This is a genomic window from Brevibacterium sp. LE-L, assembly GCF_050214925.1.
Taxonomy (GTDB): domain Bacteria; phylum Actinomycetota; class Actinomycetes; order Actinomycetales; family Brevibacteriaceae; genus Brevibacterium.
This window is the reverse complement of record NZ_CP189759.1, coordinates 482,155-498,323: the sequence shown is the minus strand read 5'-3', so window position 1 is coordinate 498,323 and position 16,169 is coordinate 482,155. Positions and strand designations below refer to the sequence as shown.

Annotated in this window: 13 protein-coding genes; 9 read left to right on the top strand and 4 right to left on the bottom strand. The window is 66.7% G+C overall.

The window, feature by feature from the left end; all coding sequences use genetic code 11:
- The first annotated feature begins 132 nt into the window (after nucleotides 1-132).
- The 7 genes from ACQE2J_RS02190 (at nucleotide 133) to ACQE2J_RS02160 (ending at nucleotide 7,432) form a co-directional block, all read left to right on the top strand.
- The gene (locus tag ACQE2J_RS02190; RefSeq protein ID WP_135541794.1) at nucleotides 133-927 is read left to right on the top strand and encodes an exodeoxyribonuclease III; all 795 of its coding nucleotides are present in this window, start codon (nucleotides 133-135) and stop codon (nucleotides 925-927) included.
- A gap of 117 nt (nucleotides 928-1,044) precedes the next feature.
- On the top strand, nucleotides 1,045-1,962 hold the full coding sequence (locus ACQE2J_RS02185; protein WP_240690031.1) for a GTP pyrophosphokinase: 918 nt from the start codon (nucleotides 1,045-1,047) through the stop codon (nucleotides 1,960-1,962).
- Between the two features lie 64 nt (nucleotides 1,963-2,026).
- Nucleotides 2,027-2,905 carry a DUF5926 family protein gene (locus ACQE2J_RS02180; RefSeq protein ID WP_135541792.1) on the top strand — a complete coding sequence of 293 codons (879 nt, stop codon included), beginning with the start codon at nucleotides 2,027-2,029 and terminating at the stop codon, nucleotides 2,903-2,905.
- 86 nt (nucleotides 2,906-2,991) lie between these two features.
- Complete coding sequence (locus tag ACQE2J_RS02175) at nucleotides 2,992-3,765, top strand: glycosyltransferase family 2 protein (protein ID WP_426936971.1); 774 nt, start codon at nucleotides 2,992-2,994, stop codon at nucleotides 3,763-3,765.
- On the top strand, nucleotides 3,762-4,700 hold the full coding sequence (gene pheA, locus ACQE2J_RS02170; protein WP_135541788.1) for a prephenate dehydratase: 939 nt from the start codon (nucleotides 3,762-3,764) through the stop codon (nucleotides 4,698-4,700). Before ACQE2J_RS02175 ends, pheA begins: the two co-directional genes overlap by 4 nt.
- A 123-nt stretch (nucleotides 4,701-4,823) precedes the next feature.
- Nucleotides 4,824-6,596: an FAD-binding dehydrogenase gene (locus tag ACQE2J_RS02165; RefSeq protein WP_426936970.1), complete on the top strand. Its 1,773-nt coding sequence runs from the start codon at nucleotides 4,824-4,826 to the stop codon at nucleotides 6,594-6,596.
- Nucleotides 6,593-7,432, top strand: a complete 840-nt coding sequence (locus ACQE2J_RS02160) for an SDR family oxidoreductase (RefSeq protein ID WP_135541785.1) — start codon at nucleotides 6,593-6,595, stop codon at nucleotides 7,430-7,432. Before ACQE2J_RS02165 ends, ACQE2J_RS02160 begins: the two co-directional genes overlap by 4 nt.
- 7 nt (nucleotides 7,433-7,439) lie before the next feature.
- Here the strand turns inward: ACQE2J_RS02160 and ACQE2J_RS02155 are convergent, their stop codons facing one another.
- Both ACQE2J_RS02155 and ACQE2J_RS02150 read right to left on the bottom strand, forming a co-directional pair.
- Complete coding sequence (locus ACQE2J_RS02155) at nucleotides 7,440-8,372, bottom strand: NAD-dependent epimerase/dehydratase family protein (RefSeq protein WP_135541783.1); 933 nt, start codon at nucleotides 8,370-8,372, stop codon at nucleotides 7,440-7,442.
- A 75-nt stretch (nucleotides 8,373-8,447) separates the two neighbouring features.
- Complete coding sequence (locus ACQE2J_RS02150) at nucleotides 8,448-9,227, bottom strand: enoyl-CoA hydratase (protein WP_135541781.1); 780 nt, start codon at nucleotides 9,225-9,227, stop codon at nucleotides 8,448-8,450.
- Between the two features lie 115 nt (nucleotides 9,228-9,342).
- Between ACQE2J_RS02150 and ACQE2J_RS02145 the strand changes: the two genes are divergently transcribed.
- Both ACQE2J_RS02145 and clpB read left to right on the top strand, forming a co-directional pair.
- Complete coding sequence (locus ACQE2J_RS02145) at nucleotides 9,343-10,920, top strand: Na+/H+ antiporter (protein ID WP_425119004.1); 1,578 nt, start codon at nucleotides 9,343-9,345, stop codon at nucleotides 10,918-10,920.
- A gap of 153 nt (nucleotides 10,921-11,073) precedes the next feature.
- Nucleotides 11,074-13,680 carry an ATP-dependent chaperone ClpB gene (clpB, locus tag ACQE2J_RS02140; RefSeq protein WP_425119005.1) on the top strand — a complete coding sequence of 869 codons (2,607 nt, stop codon included), beginning with the start codon at nucleotides 11,074-11,076 and terminating at the stop codon, nucleotides 13,678-13,680.
- Nucleotides 13,681-14,066: 386 nt separating this feature from the next.
- On the opposite strand, the gene ACQE2J_RS02135 is transcribed toward clpB, so the two are convergent.
- Nucleotides 14,067-15,362, bottom strand: coding sequence for an HTTM domain-containing protein (locus ACQE2J_RS02135; RefSeq protein ID WP_425119006.1), 1,296 nt, complete (start codon nucleotides 15,360-15,362; stop codon nucleotides 14,067-14,069).
- Nucleotides 15,352-16,140 (bottom strand): DUF5819 family protein, encoded by a 789-nt coding sequence (locus ACQE2J_RS02130; protein ID WP_425119007.1) that lies wholly within the window; start codon nucleotides 16,138-16,140, stop codon nucleotides 15,352-15,354. The genes ACQE2J_RS02135 and ACQE2J_RS02130 overlap by 11 nt, the downstream gene beginning before the upstream one ends.
- Between the last annotated feature and the right edge of the window lie 29 nt (nucleotides 16,141-16,169).

The window sequence follows — 16,169 nt, the reverse complement described above, 5'->3', positions numbered from 1 at the left end:
TTATCGACTCGCGGCCGTGCGGTCGGCGCAGGGGCCCGGCAATCGCCGCCCCCTCCGGCGGGCGACCTGCGATCACGTTGCCGGGGGCCGGGTGCGCTTTCTCCTCCGGGGCCGACCGCTTAGGGTGGGAGGGTGAGAATCGCTACGTGGAATGTGAACTCGATCCGCGCCCGCCACGATCGCATCGGGGCCTGGCTGGATCGTTCGGATGTCGATGTCCTGGCCATCCAGGAGCTCAAGTGCAAGGATGCCCAGTTCCCCGAGGAACTGTTCACCGAGCGCGGCTATGAAGTGAGCTTCCATGGCCTCAACCAGTGGAACGGCGTGGCCATCGCCTCCCGCGTCGGACTCACCGACACGGAGATCGGCTTTGCGGACATTCCGGCCTTCGGTGCGGACGAACCCGTCGTCGAGGCTCGCGCCCTGGCCGCCACCTGCAACGGGGTGCGCGTCTACTCCCTCTATGTGCCCAACGGCCGCGAACTCGATCACCCGCACTACGACTACAAACTCGAGTGGTACCGGGCGCTGACGAGCGACATCGCCGCCCAGCTGGCAGACGAACCGGAGAAGAGACTCGTCCTCTGCGGTGACTTCAACGTCGCCCCGCTCGACGAGGACGTGTGGGACATGGCCGAATTCGACGGCGCCACGCACGTGTCGGATGCCGAGCGCAGAGCCTTCGACGACCTCCTCGGAGCCGGCCTGAGCGAGGTCACCCGCCAGTTCACTCCCGGACCCGGCGTCTACACGTTCTGGGATTACCAGAAGCTGCGTTTCCCGAAGAAGCAGGGCATGCGCATCGACTTCCAGCTCGCCTCACAGTCGCTGGCCGCGACCGCCTCAGCCGGCGAGATCGACCGCGAAGAGCGCAAGGGCAAGGGCGCGTCCGACCACGCACCGGTCATCGTCGACTACGACCTCTGAACCGCCTCCCGGTCGTCCGTCTCACCCCTTGGCCCCGCCTGAGCAACATTAGCGGCACAGCCATAGACATCTCCCCGGTCTTCTGGTGAAGTTGAACCAGGAGCTAGGAAGGTGACGATGATGTCAGCAACTGTCCGCGAACTGGTCGACGAAGCCTACGACCGGCGTGAGTCCACCTGGAGGGCCGCCCTGGAGACGGTCAACGACTGGGTCGAGTCCGTCCGCGCCTCCTCCTCTCTGCTCTCCGGCGACCGAGTGCGCGTCGTCGACGGTCGGATCAAGGACCGGATGCGCACGGGTGAGAAGCTGCGACGCAAACTCGCCGACGCCAATGACGAGATCCACGAATCCGTCGAAGTCGAAAACCAGGTCATCGACGTCGTCGGCGCTCGCGTCGTCTGCCGCACCGAACGCGAACAGCTCGCCCTGTGGGACCTGCTCACCGAGGCGAACGACGACGCGAACCTCTCCATCGCCGAGGTGCGCGACTACTCCGCGACTCCGAAACCCTCCGGATACCGCGGTCGCCACCTCATCGTCGAAGTCCCGTTCGACTCCGAGCCCTCCGTCCTCGTCGAACTGCAGCTGCGCACGATCCTGCAGGACGCGTGGTGCGTCCTCGCCGAGGAGCACCTGTTCAAACCCGGGCAGGCCCTGAAGTCCGACGCCCAGCAGGAGAGACTGTCCGTCATCCTCGCCGGTCTCATGGCCCAGGCGGATTCCGTGGCCGGTTTTATCGCCGATGACGTCGGAGCGTACCTGGGCATGGGCAATTCCGCCCCACCACGCACCTTCGCCGAAACGGACGAACCGACCGAGCCGGCCATCGAGGTCACGATCCGCGAACTCAACCACTCCTACGTCCTCGCCGCAGATGAAGTCGGCCGGCACGGCATCATCCAGCTCGAGACGCTCGGGCTGACTCCCGACAACCCCGAACGCTCAGCCTTCCCGCACCCCGGTGACAAGCTGCAGGTGCGTATGGACGAGTCCAACAACACTCGATACTTCATTCCCGTCGCCCGCGACCGCTGAGCGGAGCGGCGCGGCGCCGGACCCTCCCGGCGCACTCACGGCGCACCGACTAGACTTGCGTCCCATGGGAAAGAAGTCGAAGCGCTCCAAGGAAGAACTCATCGCCAAACGCCTCGCGAGGGCGCAGGCCACGGCTTTCGTCGCACGTCCGTTTGCGGACCTGCCGTTCGAAGCCGACATCATCTGCCTGCGTGAACTCGTGCCCGCGGCGACCGCGACCGCGAAGCTCACCGAGGAATACGGCGGCCATGAGGTGACGATCGCCTCGCTCCTGCCCGCCGCCTGGCAGGCCTGGCGTCGTGATGACGGTGAGATCATGGCCGGCATGCAGGTGCCGGTGTCCTCGACCGACGCCTCCCGCGATGTTGCCCGCGGCATCCTCGCCGCCGTCGAGGCGGAGCCCGGCACCTCGATCGAAGCGACGACCGAACCCGGTGCGGGTCCGCGCCTGCAGGACATCCTCGACACCTCTCACCCGTTCGACGTCCGCGTGCTCGAATCCTTCGACTACTGGGCGCTGCCCGAGGCCGAGACCGACCCCGAGGTCGGTGCCGCCCTGCAGCAGGCCAACGACTCGGTCGCCCCGACCGAGAAGCTCGCCTCGGTCGACTCCGCCTACTGGACCGAGATGTCCGGACGCACCTATGTCCGCTGGGCCCGTTCCGAGGGCGAGGATCGCGTCGTCGATGCGATGGCCCGCCTGCAGGCCGAGAACGGCAACGACCTCGGCGGCATCGGCTCCTTCCTCGGCTACTTCCGCGCCCACGGGATCATCATCCCCGTCTGGGAGCTCGAGTTCGGCACCCGTCCCGACGATGTCGAAGAGCCCATCGCCGCCTTCGGCAAGGCCATGGACGAGGCGCTGAACACGACCGAGCCGATGAGCACGGAGGCCCGTCGCGTCCGCTCCGGAATCGTGTCCCGCCAGCTGACCATCCACTGACATCCGCCACCCGGCCGGGCAGGCCGGGCACGGATCCGACCGTGCCCGGCCCCGCCTCGGCGCCGGTGTCGGACAGGAGCACCCGCATGAGCGCACACCCGCACCCCGCCCCCGAGGCGGTCGCCGCCATCGTCCCGGCGATGAACGAATCCGAGCGCATCGCCGCCACGGTGACCGCGGCCAAGCAGATTCCCGGGGTCGACATCGTCCTCGTCGTCGACGACGGATCGAGCGATGACACGGGGACCGTGGCCCGTCGGGCCGGCGCCGAGGTGATCACCCACCCGAAGAACAAGGGCAAGGCCGCGGCCATGATGACCGGGGCGTTCGCGCTGCGCAACCGGGAGATCTCCGACGCCGACCCGGGTCTCGAGCCGAAGCATCGGGCGCTGCTGTTCATCGACGGCGACCTCGAGGACTCCGCCGTCAACACCGCTCCCCTGGCCGCACCCGTGCTCGCGGGCGAAGCGGACATGACGATCGCGATCCTGCCGGAGCAGAAACGCAAGGGCGGGGGCTTCGGATTCGTCGTCGGGCTCGCGAAGAAGGGCATCGCCGAACTCAGCGGCTTCGAGGCCACTCAGCCCCTGTCAGGCATGCGCTGCCTGTCCCGGGAGGCCTTTGACACGGCCCTGCCGTTCGCCGCCGGATGGGGTGTCGAAACGGCCATGACCATCGACGTCGTCAACGCCGGCCTGCGCGTGGAAGAGGTCGAATGCGACCTCCACCACCGCGTCACCGGTCGCGACCTCAAGGCGCACCTGCACCGCGCCGCCCAATACCGCGATGTCGCCCGCGCCATCCTCGTCCGCCGCATCCGCGCCAAGCGGAGCCACCAGCAGAAGGAGACCGGCAAGTGAGTCTGGCCCGTTTCGCCTACCTCGGCCCCGAGGCCACGTTCACCGAGGCGGCTCTGCTGAGCTTCCTCGACTCCCGGAATCTGCGCGCGACGGCCTCGGCACAGCCGATGCGCAATGCCGCCGCCGCTCTCGATTCCGTCATCGAAGGCGACTGCGATGCCGCAGTCGTTCCGATCGAGAACTCCGTCGAAGGCGGGGTGCCGGCCACGATCGATGCCCTGACCGAGCACGGTCGGCTCCAGATCATCGCCGAGGTGGTCGTGCCCGTCCGCTTCGTCCTGGCCGTGAAGCCGGGGACCGCCGCCGAGGAGGTCACGTCCTTCGGCTCCCACCCGCACGGTGAGGCACAGGTGCGCGCGTACATGTCCGAACACTTCCCCGATGCCGTCTACCTGCCGACCTCGTCGACGGCCGCTGCCGCCCGCGACCTGGCCAACGACGCCGGTGACCATGTGGCCGCCGTGTGTCCCGCCCTGGCCGCGCAGCGCTACGGGCTCGACGTCCTCGCCGAGGACATCGGCGACCGCAAGGACGCCGTCACCCGTTTCGTCGTCGTCACCCGTCCCGGTGCCATTCCCGCACCGACCGGGGCGGACAAGACCACCATCGTCGCGGCTCTGCGATCGGACCGGGCCGGTTCGCTGCTCGAACTGCTCGAACAGTTCTCCAGCCGCGGTGTGAACATGTCGCGCATCGAATCCCGACCGACCGGCGACGGGCTGGGTCTCTACCAGTTCTCGATCGACCTGCTCGGGCACATCCACGAGGCGCGGGTGGCCGAGGCGCTGCAGGGCGTTCATCGGTCCGCGCTCAAACTCGCCTTCCTCGGCAGCTACCCGAGTTCCGACGGAGTCCTCGTGCCGATCGACCCGACGACCTCCGAGGAGTCCTTCGCCGCGGCAGCCGACTGGTTGGAGCGCACCCTGGGCGGCTGAGTCTGCGATACTGAAGCCTACTGGAAAGTAGGTGTGCGCAGATTGCCAGAATCCGGCCTGTTTTTGGCAATCTGAACCCACTGAACGTCGGTTCGGCCGACGGAGACGACAGAGGAGTCGACGATGAGCACAAACGGCCACCCATCCCCCGATGCGATCATCGTCGGCGCCGGACTCGCCGGTCTCGTCGCCGCCCATGAACTCACCCGAGCCGGCAAACGCGTCGTCATCCTCGACCAGGAGAATCGCGCCAACCTCGGCGGGCAGGCGTTCTGGTCGCTCGGCGGGCTCTTCCTCATCGACTCTCCCGAACAGCGTCGACTGCGCGTGCACGACTCGCTCGAACTCGCCCGCGCCGACTGGGCCACCTCGGCGGGGTTCGACCGCGAGGAGGACCACTGGCCCAGACAGTGGGCCGAGGCCTACCTCGAATTCGCGGCAGGAGAGAAGCGACAGTACCTGCGTGACCTCGGCCTGCGCCTGACTCCGATCGTCGGCTGGGCCGAACGCGGCGGCTCCGGAGCCGCCGAACACGGCAACTCCGTCCCCCGTTTCCACCTCACCTGGGGCACCGGCCCCGAGGTGGTCCGCGTCTTCCGCGAACCCGTCGAAGCCGCCGAGACGGCCGGGCTCGTCGAGTTCGGGTTCCGACACCGCGTCGATACACTCCTCACCGAATCCGGCACCGTCGTCGGTGTCCGCGGTCGCACGCTCGCGCCCAGCCACACGGCTCGCGGGGTGGAGTCGAACCGCGAGGAGGTCGCGGACTTCGAACTCCGCGCTCCCGCCGTCATCGTCACCACCGGCGGGATCGGCCACAATTTCGACCTCATGAAGAAGTACTGGCCGGTCGACCGCCTCGGCGAGTTCCCCGACACGATGCTCGCCGGTGTGCCCGCGCACGTGGACGGACGGATGCTCCAGATCGCCGAGGATGCCGGGGCGAGCCTGATCAATCGGGACCGGATCTGGGCGTACACGGAGGGCATCGAGAACTGGAATCCGATCTGGCCCGGGCATGGGATCCGGATCATTCCCGGACCCTCGTCGATGTGGTTCGATGCCGAAGGCAACCGGTTCCCAGCCCCGAACTATCCCGGTTTCGACACGAACCGGACGATGCGCACAATCCTCGACACGGGGTACGACTATTCGTGGTTCGTCCTCAACGAGTCGATCATCCGCAAGGAATTCGCGCTCTCGGGTTCGGAGCAGAACCCGGACATCACGGAGAAGGACATCCGGATCACGCTCGACCGTGTGCGCTCCTCCGATGCTCCCGCGCCGATCGAGGCGTTCAAGAAGTACGGTTCCGACTTCGTCGTCGCCGATTCGACCGAGGAACTCGTCGCCGGGATGAATGCACGCTCCCGCGGGCCGGTCATCGATCACGACCACCTCGTCGAGCAGATCCGGCAACGGGACCGCCAGACCGCGCACCCGTTCTCGAAGGATGCGCAGGTGCAGGCGATCCACAACGCCCGCGCCTATCTGGGGGACAAGATCGTGCGCGCGGTCAAGCCGCACGAAATCCTCGATCCCGAGCACGGGCCGCTCATCGCGGTGCGGCTGAGTCTGCTCTCGCGCAAGACCCTCGGCGGGGTGGAGACGAACCTCGACGCTCAGGTCATCGGCGCAGCGATCGGCGATGCTGCTGGCGGCGGCACACCGATTCCGGGGCTGTTCGCAGCCGGTGAGGTCACCGGATTCGGGGGCGGCGGAATGCACGGCTACAACGCACTCGAAGGCACGTTCCTCGGCGGGTGCATCTTCTCGGGGCTGCGGGCCGGACGTGCGGTCGCGAACCAGACCGGTGCCGGCGCATCCGGACGAGGGCATGACGCATCAGGACGTGGGGACGGCGATTCCGCGCTGCCAGGGGGAGAGCGAGCATGACGGGCAGTGCGCGACCGGACCTCACCGTCCTCGTCACCGGCGGCACCTCGGGTATCGGCAGAGCCGTCGTCGAAGCACTCGCGGCCAAGGGCTGCACCGTCCTCACGACGAGCCGCAGCCCGGATCGGCTCAAACCGACCGACACCATCCCCGGGGTCCGATACCTGCCGCTCGACCTCGCCGACCCCGAGGGGCCGGACCGGCTGGCAGAGGATCTCGATGCGATCGGCATGCGCGAGAGCATCGATGTGCTCGTGAACAATGCCGGCGAGAGTCAGTCCGGTCCGTTCGAAGAGCTGCCCGCCGATGCCGTCGAACGCCTGTTCCGCACGAATGTGTTCGGGCCCGTAAGGCTGAGTCAGCTCGTTCTGCCCGGAATGCGCAAACGACGAACGGGCCGCATCATCATGGTCGGGTCGATGCTCGCGAGTTTTCCGCTGGCTCACCGCAGCTCCTATTCGGCGTCGAAGGCCGCTCTGCGCGGATTCGCCACGGCAGCCCGGCAGGAACTCTCACCGTTCGGGGTGTGGGTGAGCACCGTCGAGCCCGGGTCGATCGCCACGGGCATCGGGCTGCGCCGGACGAAGTACCTCGAAGAGGGCTCGCCCTATACGGCGGATGTCACGACGATGCTCGAGCGGCTCGATGCCAATGAACGAGGCGGCATCTCGGCCGAGACAGTCGCGGCCACGATCGTCGACGCGATCATCTCGCCCAGGCCGCGGGAGTTCTACGCCGTCGGCAGCCGGGCCCCGCTGCCGTTCCTGCTCAAACGTGTGCTGCCGCGTTCGCTGATATCGAAGATCGTCGCCGCCCAGCACGGGCTGAAACGCTGAGACGGGCCTACTGGAACCGGGAGGGGATGAGGTGCTGGGTGGTCGAGATCCCGAGCACCCTCTGCTGCCGTGAGAGGTTATAGGTCCGATCGGACTGCAGGTATTCGACGAGGAAGAGCTTCGCACGATCTCCGCGCTTGAACATCCCCTTGATCCGGAGTCCGAGCTTCGCCATGACCAGCGCCTTGTCCTTCGCCACCCCTTCGATGACGACCTGGTCGTAGCCCATCCGCGCAAAGTGAGTGGCCACGGCGTCCTTGAGCCGGTACGGGGTCGGGTCCCCGATATTGAACGGACCCGCCGCCGAGGGCACATCGAGGCAGGCGAGCGCGGCCCGCACGACATTGTCGACATGGGTCAGGGTGAGTTTCTGCCGACCGCCTCCGGGCAGACGCAGCACCCCCTTCTTCGCCATGTGGGCGAGGAACGGCATGAGCATCGTCTCGCCCGGGCCATAGACGGCCGCAGGTCGGAGGATCGCGGCATCGGGTCGGATCCGAGCGACGAGCTGTTCGGCCAGGGCATGGGTGCGCGAGTAGGCGTCGGAGAACTCGCCGGGATCTTTCGGCCCGGCTTCCTCCCACAGTTCGGTGTGGAGTTCGCTCGGCGGGTACACCGTCGTCGACGACAGGTGGACGATGCGGGCCTTCGGGAAGGCGTCGAGGACGTTGCGCGTACCCGTCACCCGCACCTCATAGAGTGCGTCATCATCAGCGCTCACCGAGGCGATCCCGGCGCAGTGGAAGACCGAAGTGACCTTCCCCGCCAGGGACGTCACCGCCGAAGGGGCCGGCTCGGTGATGTCCCACTGCTGGAAGTTCACTCCGGGGATGTCCGGGTCTCTCCGGCCCAGAGCGTAGACGGTCTCGTCCCTCTCCGCGAGAGCACGCGCGATGGCACCGCCGATGAAGCCGCTGGCTCCGGTCACTATCACCGCCACGTTGATTCCCTTCTCATCCGTGCCTCACTGCGGCACATCCTGACACTGTCGAAGTTCTCGCGACATCGCGGGCGCTCATCCGCGGTGCTGCCACCGCGGCTCGCGCTTGCTCAGGAAGGCGTCGATCCCTTCCTGAGCATCGGTGCCGACAGCATTGTGTGCCATCACCTGTGACATCCGCGCATACGCCTCGGCCACAGGCAGTTCACGCTGCTCGTAGAACGCGGCCTTGCCTATGGCAACTGTAGCCGACGAGGCGGACGCCACTTTCCGAGCGAGATCCGCCGTGGCGGTCTCGAGGTCGTCATCGGCGACGACGTCGGAGACGAGACCGAAGGCCAGCGCATCCTCGGCGGAGACGAAATCACCGGTCAGCAGCATCCGCATCGCCTGCTTCGCCGGCACCGCGCGGGAGAGGGCGACCATCGGCGTCGAACAGAACAGGCCGATCTTCACTCCCGGAGTCGCAAACCGTGCCGACTCCGCGGCGACCGCCAGGTCGCAGGCGGCCACGAGCTGGCATCCGGCCGCCGTCGCCACCCCCTGAACCTGTGCGATGACCGGCTGCGGAATGGTCTGGATGAGCTGCATGAGACGAGAACAGGCGTCGAAGATCTCCTGCTGCGCTTCAAGATCCGCCCCACGGATCTCCTTGAGATCATGACCGGAGCTGAAGACGTGACCGGCGGAGCCGACGATGACTGCGCGCACATCGGTGCGGCGGCCCACCTCGGCGAGGGTGTCGATGAGGGCTTCCATCACCTCGAGGGACAGGGCGTTGCGTGTGGCCGACCGGTTGATCGTCACGGACGCGACTCCGTCGTCGAGCGGCGCGAATACAATTGACTCGGACATAGCCATATTCTGCCAAAGGTCAGGCTCGCAGCGCGGAATCTGGTCGACCGTTTTCGCTCATCCCCGTCCGCGCGGCCTTCCCGGTGCGGGTCCAGCGGAGTCGAGAGGGACCATCATGACCACTTTGCTGATGATCATCGGATTCGGAGCAGCTACCTCGGTGGTGGTCGGATTGGGGCAGAGACTCAGACTTCCGTGGCCGGCGCTCATGGTCCTCATCGGCATCGCCGGTGCCTTCATCCCCACCTTCGCCGAGGTGGGCATCGACCCCGAACTCGTGCTCCCCCTGTTCCTGCCGCCCCTGCTCTTCGCCGCGGCGCAGAAGACGTCGTGGGCACTGTTCGCGATCCGGTGGCGCACGATCCTCGGCATGTCCGTGGCCCTGGTCGGGGTGACCGTGGCCGCCGTCGCAGGCTCCGCCGTCCTCCTCATCCCCGGCATCACGATCGCCGCGGCCATCGCCCTCGGCGCGATGCTCGCCCCACCGGACCCCGTCGCCGTCGACGCGGTCGCCGGCACCGTGTCGATTCCGCGCCGCATCATGTCGACCCTGCAGAGCGAGGGACTGTTCAACGACGCGGCGTCGCTGGTCATCTTCCAGACCGCGATGGCCGCGGTGCTGGCCGGCACCGAGGTCGACTACGCAGATCTGGCTGTGTCATTCATCGTCTCCGCCACCGTCGCGGTCGCCGTCGGTCTGGTCCTGTCGTTCGCGGCGTGGTGGGTGATGGAGAAGATCGACCACACGGTCGCCCGTTCCTCACTGATGCTCGTCCTGCCCTTCGGCGTCTACCTCGTCGCCGAGCACCTCCACGCCAGCGGCGTGATCGCCGTCGTCGTCGCCGCACTCGAGGTCCGTCGCCGCGACACGGAAGGCAACTCCGCGGCACGCGTCACCCAGAACTCGACCTGGCAGGTCCTCGAGATGCTCATCACCGGCATCGCCTTCGGCCTCATCGGACTCGATCTGCGTCTCATCATCGAATCCGAGCATGCCGATCTCGGGCGGGCGCTGCTCATCGGCGGGCTCATCGCCGTCATCGTCATCGCCGTCCGCTTCATCTGGCTGCTCCTGGGCACTCTCATCGAGCGCAAGCGCCGGGAGATCGACCCCGATGCCGCTCCGCTGAACGTCCGCGATGCCACCCTGATGACCTGGGGCGGGATGCGCGGTCTGGCCACGGTGGCTCTGGCCCTGTCGATTCCCGCGACCACGCAATCCGGGATGCCGTTTCCGGGCCGGTCCTACATCGTCGTCGCTGCGGCCATCGTCCTGCTCGTCACCCTCGTTCTGGCGGGACTGACCTTCCCCGCTGCGGTGGCGGGCCTGGGCATCGACGACGAGGCGGAGAAGGAGCATCAGGCCACGAAGGCGATCGCGATGCGCGCCTACAAGGCGGCGATGCGCGAGATCAGGAACGACGACAGCCTGCCCGACGAGGTGGTCGAACCGCTGCGGGCCAGGTTCAAGCTCCTCCACGACCAGCTCAGCGGAACCACCGATGACCAGGCGAACTCCGAGCAGGTGACCGCGTTCAAGGAACACCGTGAGCAGATGCTGCAGGTGCAGAAGAGGGCGATGCAGACCGCCCGCGCCGAGGTGCTCGCCGCCCGACGTGAACGCGGCACGGATCCGGAGATCGCTGACAAGGTCCTGCGCCGCTTCGACCTCCAGTCCGTGCTCGCGAACTGAGCCGGACGCGTTGGTGTCGGCGATACGGGACGGCGGGCCGCCTCGGCGAGATTCTCGGCTGAAATCCAAGGTTGAGTGGAATAGACTCAACTTTGTTGGTGTTGTCCCATTCGAGAGCTGTGATCAGCACACGATTTCACGAAGGAGTTGCGCATGGACGCACAGATGACAACCAAATCCCGGGAGGCGCTGCAGACTGCGGTCAACGACGTCGTCGCCCGGCACAACAACCAGGTCGAACCGGCGCACCTCGTCGCCGCCCTCCTGTCCCAGCCCGATTCTCTCGCGGCCACCCTGCTGACCAAGGTCGGCGCCGACCCGCGGCGAGTGCTCACCGCCATCGAAGCCGTGATCGGCGGCTTCCCCACGGTCAGCGGTTCTTCAGTCAGCCAGCCGAGCCTGTCTCGGACCGGGCTCGAGATGATGAATCTCGCGCAGGAGGAGATGACCGCACTCGGCGATCAGTTCGTCTCCACCGAGCACCTGCTGCTCGCCGCCGCTGCCGGCCAGGACGGCACCGGCGATGCCCTGCGCTCCAATGGTGCCGGCCGGGACGCGCTGCTCGCAGCTCTGCCCGAACTGCGCGCCGGCAAAAAGGTCACCTCGGAGAACCCCGAGGAGACCATGCAGTCGCTGGAGAAGTTCGGCATCGATCTCACCGCCGTCGCCCGCGAGGGCAAACTCGATCCGGTGATCGGCCGCGACAAGGAAGTGCGTCGCGTCGTTCAGGTGCTCTCCCGCAGGACGAAGAACAACCCCGTCCTCATCGGTGAGCCCGGCGTCGGCAAAACGTCCGTCGTCGAGGGCCTGGCCCAGCGGATCGTGGCCGGAGACGTGCCCGAGTCGCTGCGCGACAAGACGCTCATCAGCCTCGACCTCTCCGCGATGGTCGCCGGCGCGAAGTACCGCGGCGAGTTCGAGGAGCGGTTCAAGGCCGTGCTCGAGGAGATCAAGAACGCCGACGGGCGGATCATCACCTTCATCGACGAACTCCACACGATCGTCGGTGCCGGGGCCGGCGGGGATTCCTCGATGGATGCGGGCAATATGCTCAAACCGATGCTCGCCCGCGGTGAGCTGCGGATGATCGGCGCCACGACGCTCGATGAGTACCGCGAGAACATCGAGAAGGACCCCGCCCTCGAGCGGAGGTTCCAGCAGGTCTTCGTCGGCGAGCCCAGTGTCGAGGACACGATTGCGATCCTCCGCGGACTCAAGGAGCGCTACGAAGCCCACCACAAGGTCTCGATCAACGACGGCGCCCTGGTCGCCGCGGCAACGATGTCGAACCGGTACATCACCGGTCGGCGACTGCCGGACAAGGCCATCGACCTCGTCGACGAGGCGGCATCCCGGCTGCGGATGGAGATCGACTCGGCTCCCGTCGAGATCGATGAGCTCCGGCGCGCCGTCGACCGCCTGAAGATGGAGGACATGGCCCTGTCGAAGGAGACCGACTCCGCGTCCGTCGAACGGCTCAACGCCCTGCGCGCCGATCTCGCCGACAAGGAGGAGGAGCTGCGCGGACTCGAAGCGACCTGGGAATCCCAGCGTGCCGGCCTCAACCGGGTCGGTGAGCTGAAGACGAAGCTCGACGAACTGCGCTCCGCTGCCGACAAGGCTCAGCGCGACACGGACCTCGAGACCGCGTCTCGTCTGCTCTACGGAGAGATCCCCGCTGTGCAGAAGGAGATCGCCGAGGCCGAAGCAGCCGAAGCGGAAGCCGAAGCCGGGCAGAACTCGGACCCGATGGTCTCCGACAAGGTCTCAGGCAATGACATCGCCGAGGTGGTCTCCTCCTGGACGGGCATCCCCGCCGGACGCCTGCTCCAGGGCGAGATCGAGAAGCTGCTTGGGGCGGAGAACGTCCTCGGTCAGCGACTCATCGGGCAGAAGGATGCCGTGGCTGCGGTCTCCGATGCCATCCGCCGTTCGAGGGCCGGTGTCGCCGACCCGGATCGTCCGACCGGTTCGTTCCTGTTCCTCGGACCCACCGGTGTGGGCAAGACGGAACTGGCGAAGTCGCTGGCGGACTTCCTCTTCGACGATGAGAAGGCTCTGATCAGGATCGATATGAGCGAATACGGTGAGAAGCACACCGTGTCTCGCCTCGTCGGCGCCCCTCCGGGCTACGTCGGCTACGACGAGGGCGGCCAACTCACCGAGGCGGTCCGCCGTCGCCCGTACTCCGTGGTCCTGCTCGACGAGGTCGAGAAGGCGCACCCCTCCGTCTTCGACATCCTGCTGCAGGTCCTCGACGACGGTCGGCTCACCGATGGTCAGGGACGCACGGTCGATTTCCGGAACACGATTCTCATCCTGACCTCGAACCTCGGTTCGCAGTTCCTCGTCGACAACTCGCTGTCGAATGAGGAGCAGCGCAGCAAGGTCCTCGACGTCGTGCATGCGACGTTCAAGCCCGAGTTCCTCAACCGGCTTGACGACATCGTGCTCTTCGATGCCCTCGGCCAGGCCGAGCTCGCCTCGATCGTCGATCTGCAGATCGAACACATGTCCAAGCGGCTCGGCGACCGTCGGATCTCCCTCGAGGTCACTCAGGGCGCGGAGGACTGGTTGGCCCTCGAAGGCTACGACCCGGCATTCGGCGCCCGTCCGCTGCGCAGGTTGGTCCAGCGCGAGATCGGCGACAAGCTGGCCCGCGCTCTGCTGGCCGGTGACATCCAAGACGGAGACACCGTCGTGGTCGACCTGCCCGAGGATCCCGAGGCCAAGGGCCTGGAGCTGCGCCCCAAGCGGTAACAGCCGCAGCATGCGTGCGTGCGGGAGAGAACCACCCTGCAGCCGCAGCGGTGGCAGGGTCGCCCCCCTGCAGCCGCACCGGTCGGCAGGGCCGCCCCTGCAGCCGCAGCGTGCGTGGGCGCCCGCCCCTGCAGCCGAACCGGCCGGGCACGGCCGCCCCCTGCTCCACAACGGCGTTCCCTGCCACACAACGGTCGGGAGAACCACCCTGCAACACAAAAGGTGCGGTGCATCAGATTCGGAACTGATGCACCGCACCTTTTGTGACGCGCACTCGCACCAAAAGTGATGCGCCCATGCACCTTTTGTGAAACCCGCCGCACTGAACGTGAAACGCCCCTGCGTCTGCTCCGCCGGCTGCGCAGCGAAAGAGGGCCGCGAACGTGCTACTTCTTACCGGCTGAGGACCCCGGCTTCGAGGACGAAGCAGCATTCGCTTCGGCGGCTTTCGTCCCAGCCGCCTTCGCTCCGCCAGCCCCAGTGGCCTTCGTCCCAGCCCCGGCCTTCGCACCGCCAGCCCCAGCAGCCTTCGCTCCGTTGGCCCGTGGCGCCGAGGAGGCCCACCAGTGCCGCAGATAGGCGCTGACCTTGGCGAAGCTGCGGTCGCGGATGAAGATCGCGTCGACGGCGATCATCGTCAACGAGAACCACGGCAGGCCCATGAGCAGCGCGATGCCGAGGTGGAAGGAGAGGATGCCGAGCAGCGCGACGATGCGGGTGTATCGGTTGAACAGCATGAACGGGAAAGCGCACTGGAAGAGGATCGACCCCCACGAGATCGCCACGACCATCGGCCCCCACGCCGTCATCAGATCCGACAGCACCGGCCAAGTGCCGAACTGCTGCGTGTGCAGCGGGTTGTACACGGCGAATCCGTGCTGCCAAGCGGTGCCGCCAGCCTTGTACAGGCCGCCGGACATGTAGATCGCACACACCTGGAATGCGAGGACGACGATGGCGAGGTTGTTGGCCATGATGAGCGCCCACCGCCACGGCCCGCCGTCGGACTCCGGGAACTCCGGATTCCGGGCCCGGCGCCTGGCATCGAGCGACCACCGGCGGGTGGTGTCGGCGAAGAGGAGCGCGATCATGAACATGCGGTAGGCGTTGTCGCCCTGGTCGCCGGCACCGTCGTTGAGCTCGATGAAGCTCACCCACAGCACGAGGTAGAAGGGCAGGACGATCCGTGTGCGCCACCCGAGGATGATGACGATGGCCAGCAGCGCCAGCCCGATCGTCAGCGCGGTGAACAGCGGCGGCGTCGTCACCGCCCGGTGGTAGAGGGAGAAGAGCCAGATGCTCGGGAAGTCGCTCTTCGGTTCGGCGATCTCACCGTTCCATGCAGCCCCCACGCCGAAGGCGTAGTGCCGCGCATTGAAGTTCGTGAGGATGAGTCCGAGCCCGGTCAACCCGATGAGGATCCGCGTCACCGCGAGCCCGTAGGTCGCGTGATAGCGACCGGTGAGCATCTCCTCGAGCCAGTTCCAGCCGTGCGCGAGCTTCGCGCGCACCAGGGTCGTCAACGGGACGAGTCCGGCGCTGCCGATGCTCTCCTGCGACTCTTCGTCTCCCCTCGCCGAGGCGGCCGGACCGGAGTGCCCGACCTCGGTCGCAGTGTCCGTTCCGCTCCTCGTCGATGTCATGTCGTCTTCCTCGTGCGGGGTCGTGTCGTCACTGTTCACTGACGCACCTCACTTTGTCGGAGGAGCAGAAGTACTTCGTGAACTCCTGCTGGGACTGATGCTCCTCGACGACGAGTGCACGCCAGCCCACGGGAACCGGCTGGATCTTCGGACGTTCGGCACTCTTGGAGTTGCGGTCGGCGAAGGGCACGACGTTCTGTCGGGCCGCCTGGTATTGGACGCGCTGGACATCGTCGCCCCAGATCGCCTTCGCCACCTGGGTCGCATAGGCCGTGGCCGTGTGCTCACTCTCGAGGTAGTCCGGGATCGCATTCTTCGGGTCGTCGTATTCCTTGAGCTTCGTCGTCAGCCGATCGACCGAATCATCGCCCTTGAAGTAGTCGAGCTTGACGATCGCCTTCTGGTCATCGGGCAGATCCTCCCAGGATCCCTTGATATCCGAGGCCACACCGATGCCGAGTCCGGCCGAACGCGGCGGGAACAGCTTGTACGTGGAGTGGTCGAGCTCGACGTCTGTGGCCCTGACCCACTGGGTGATCTCCTCGCCGCTGTCCGTCTTGATCACCGCACGCACGTCGAAGTAGTAGTCACCATTGATCGGCTCGGGCGCGAACACGCTCCATGACTGCCCCCACATCGGAATCATGTACTTCGTGAGCAGATCGCCGGGAATCACCTCCCGCATCGTCGAAGCAGGGGCGATCCACAGAAAGCTGGCGAAGAGGTGGAATCCCGTGATCACCATCGCGATCACCATCAGGGTCCGTTTCACCGCCGATCGTCGCCGAGGCGCTGCCTCGGTCGGCTTGTTGTCCATCTCGGTTCCGAATCTCTCAGCGAACACTT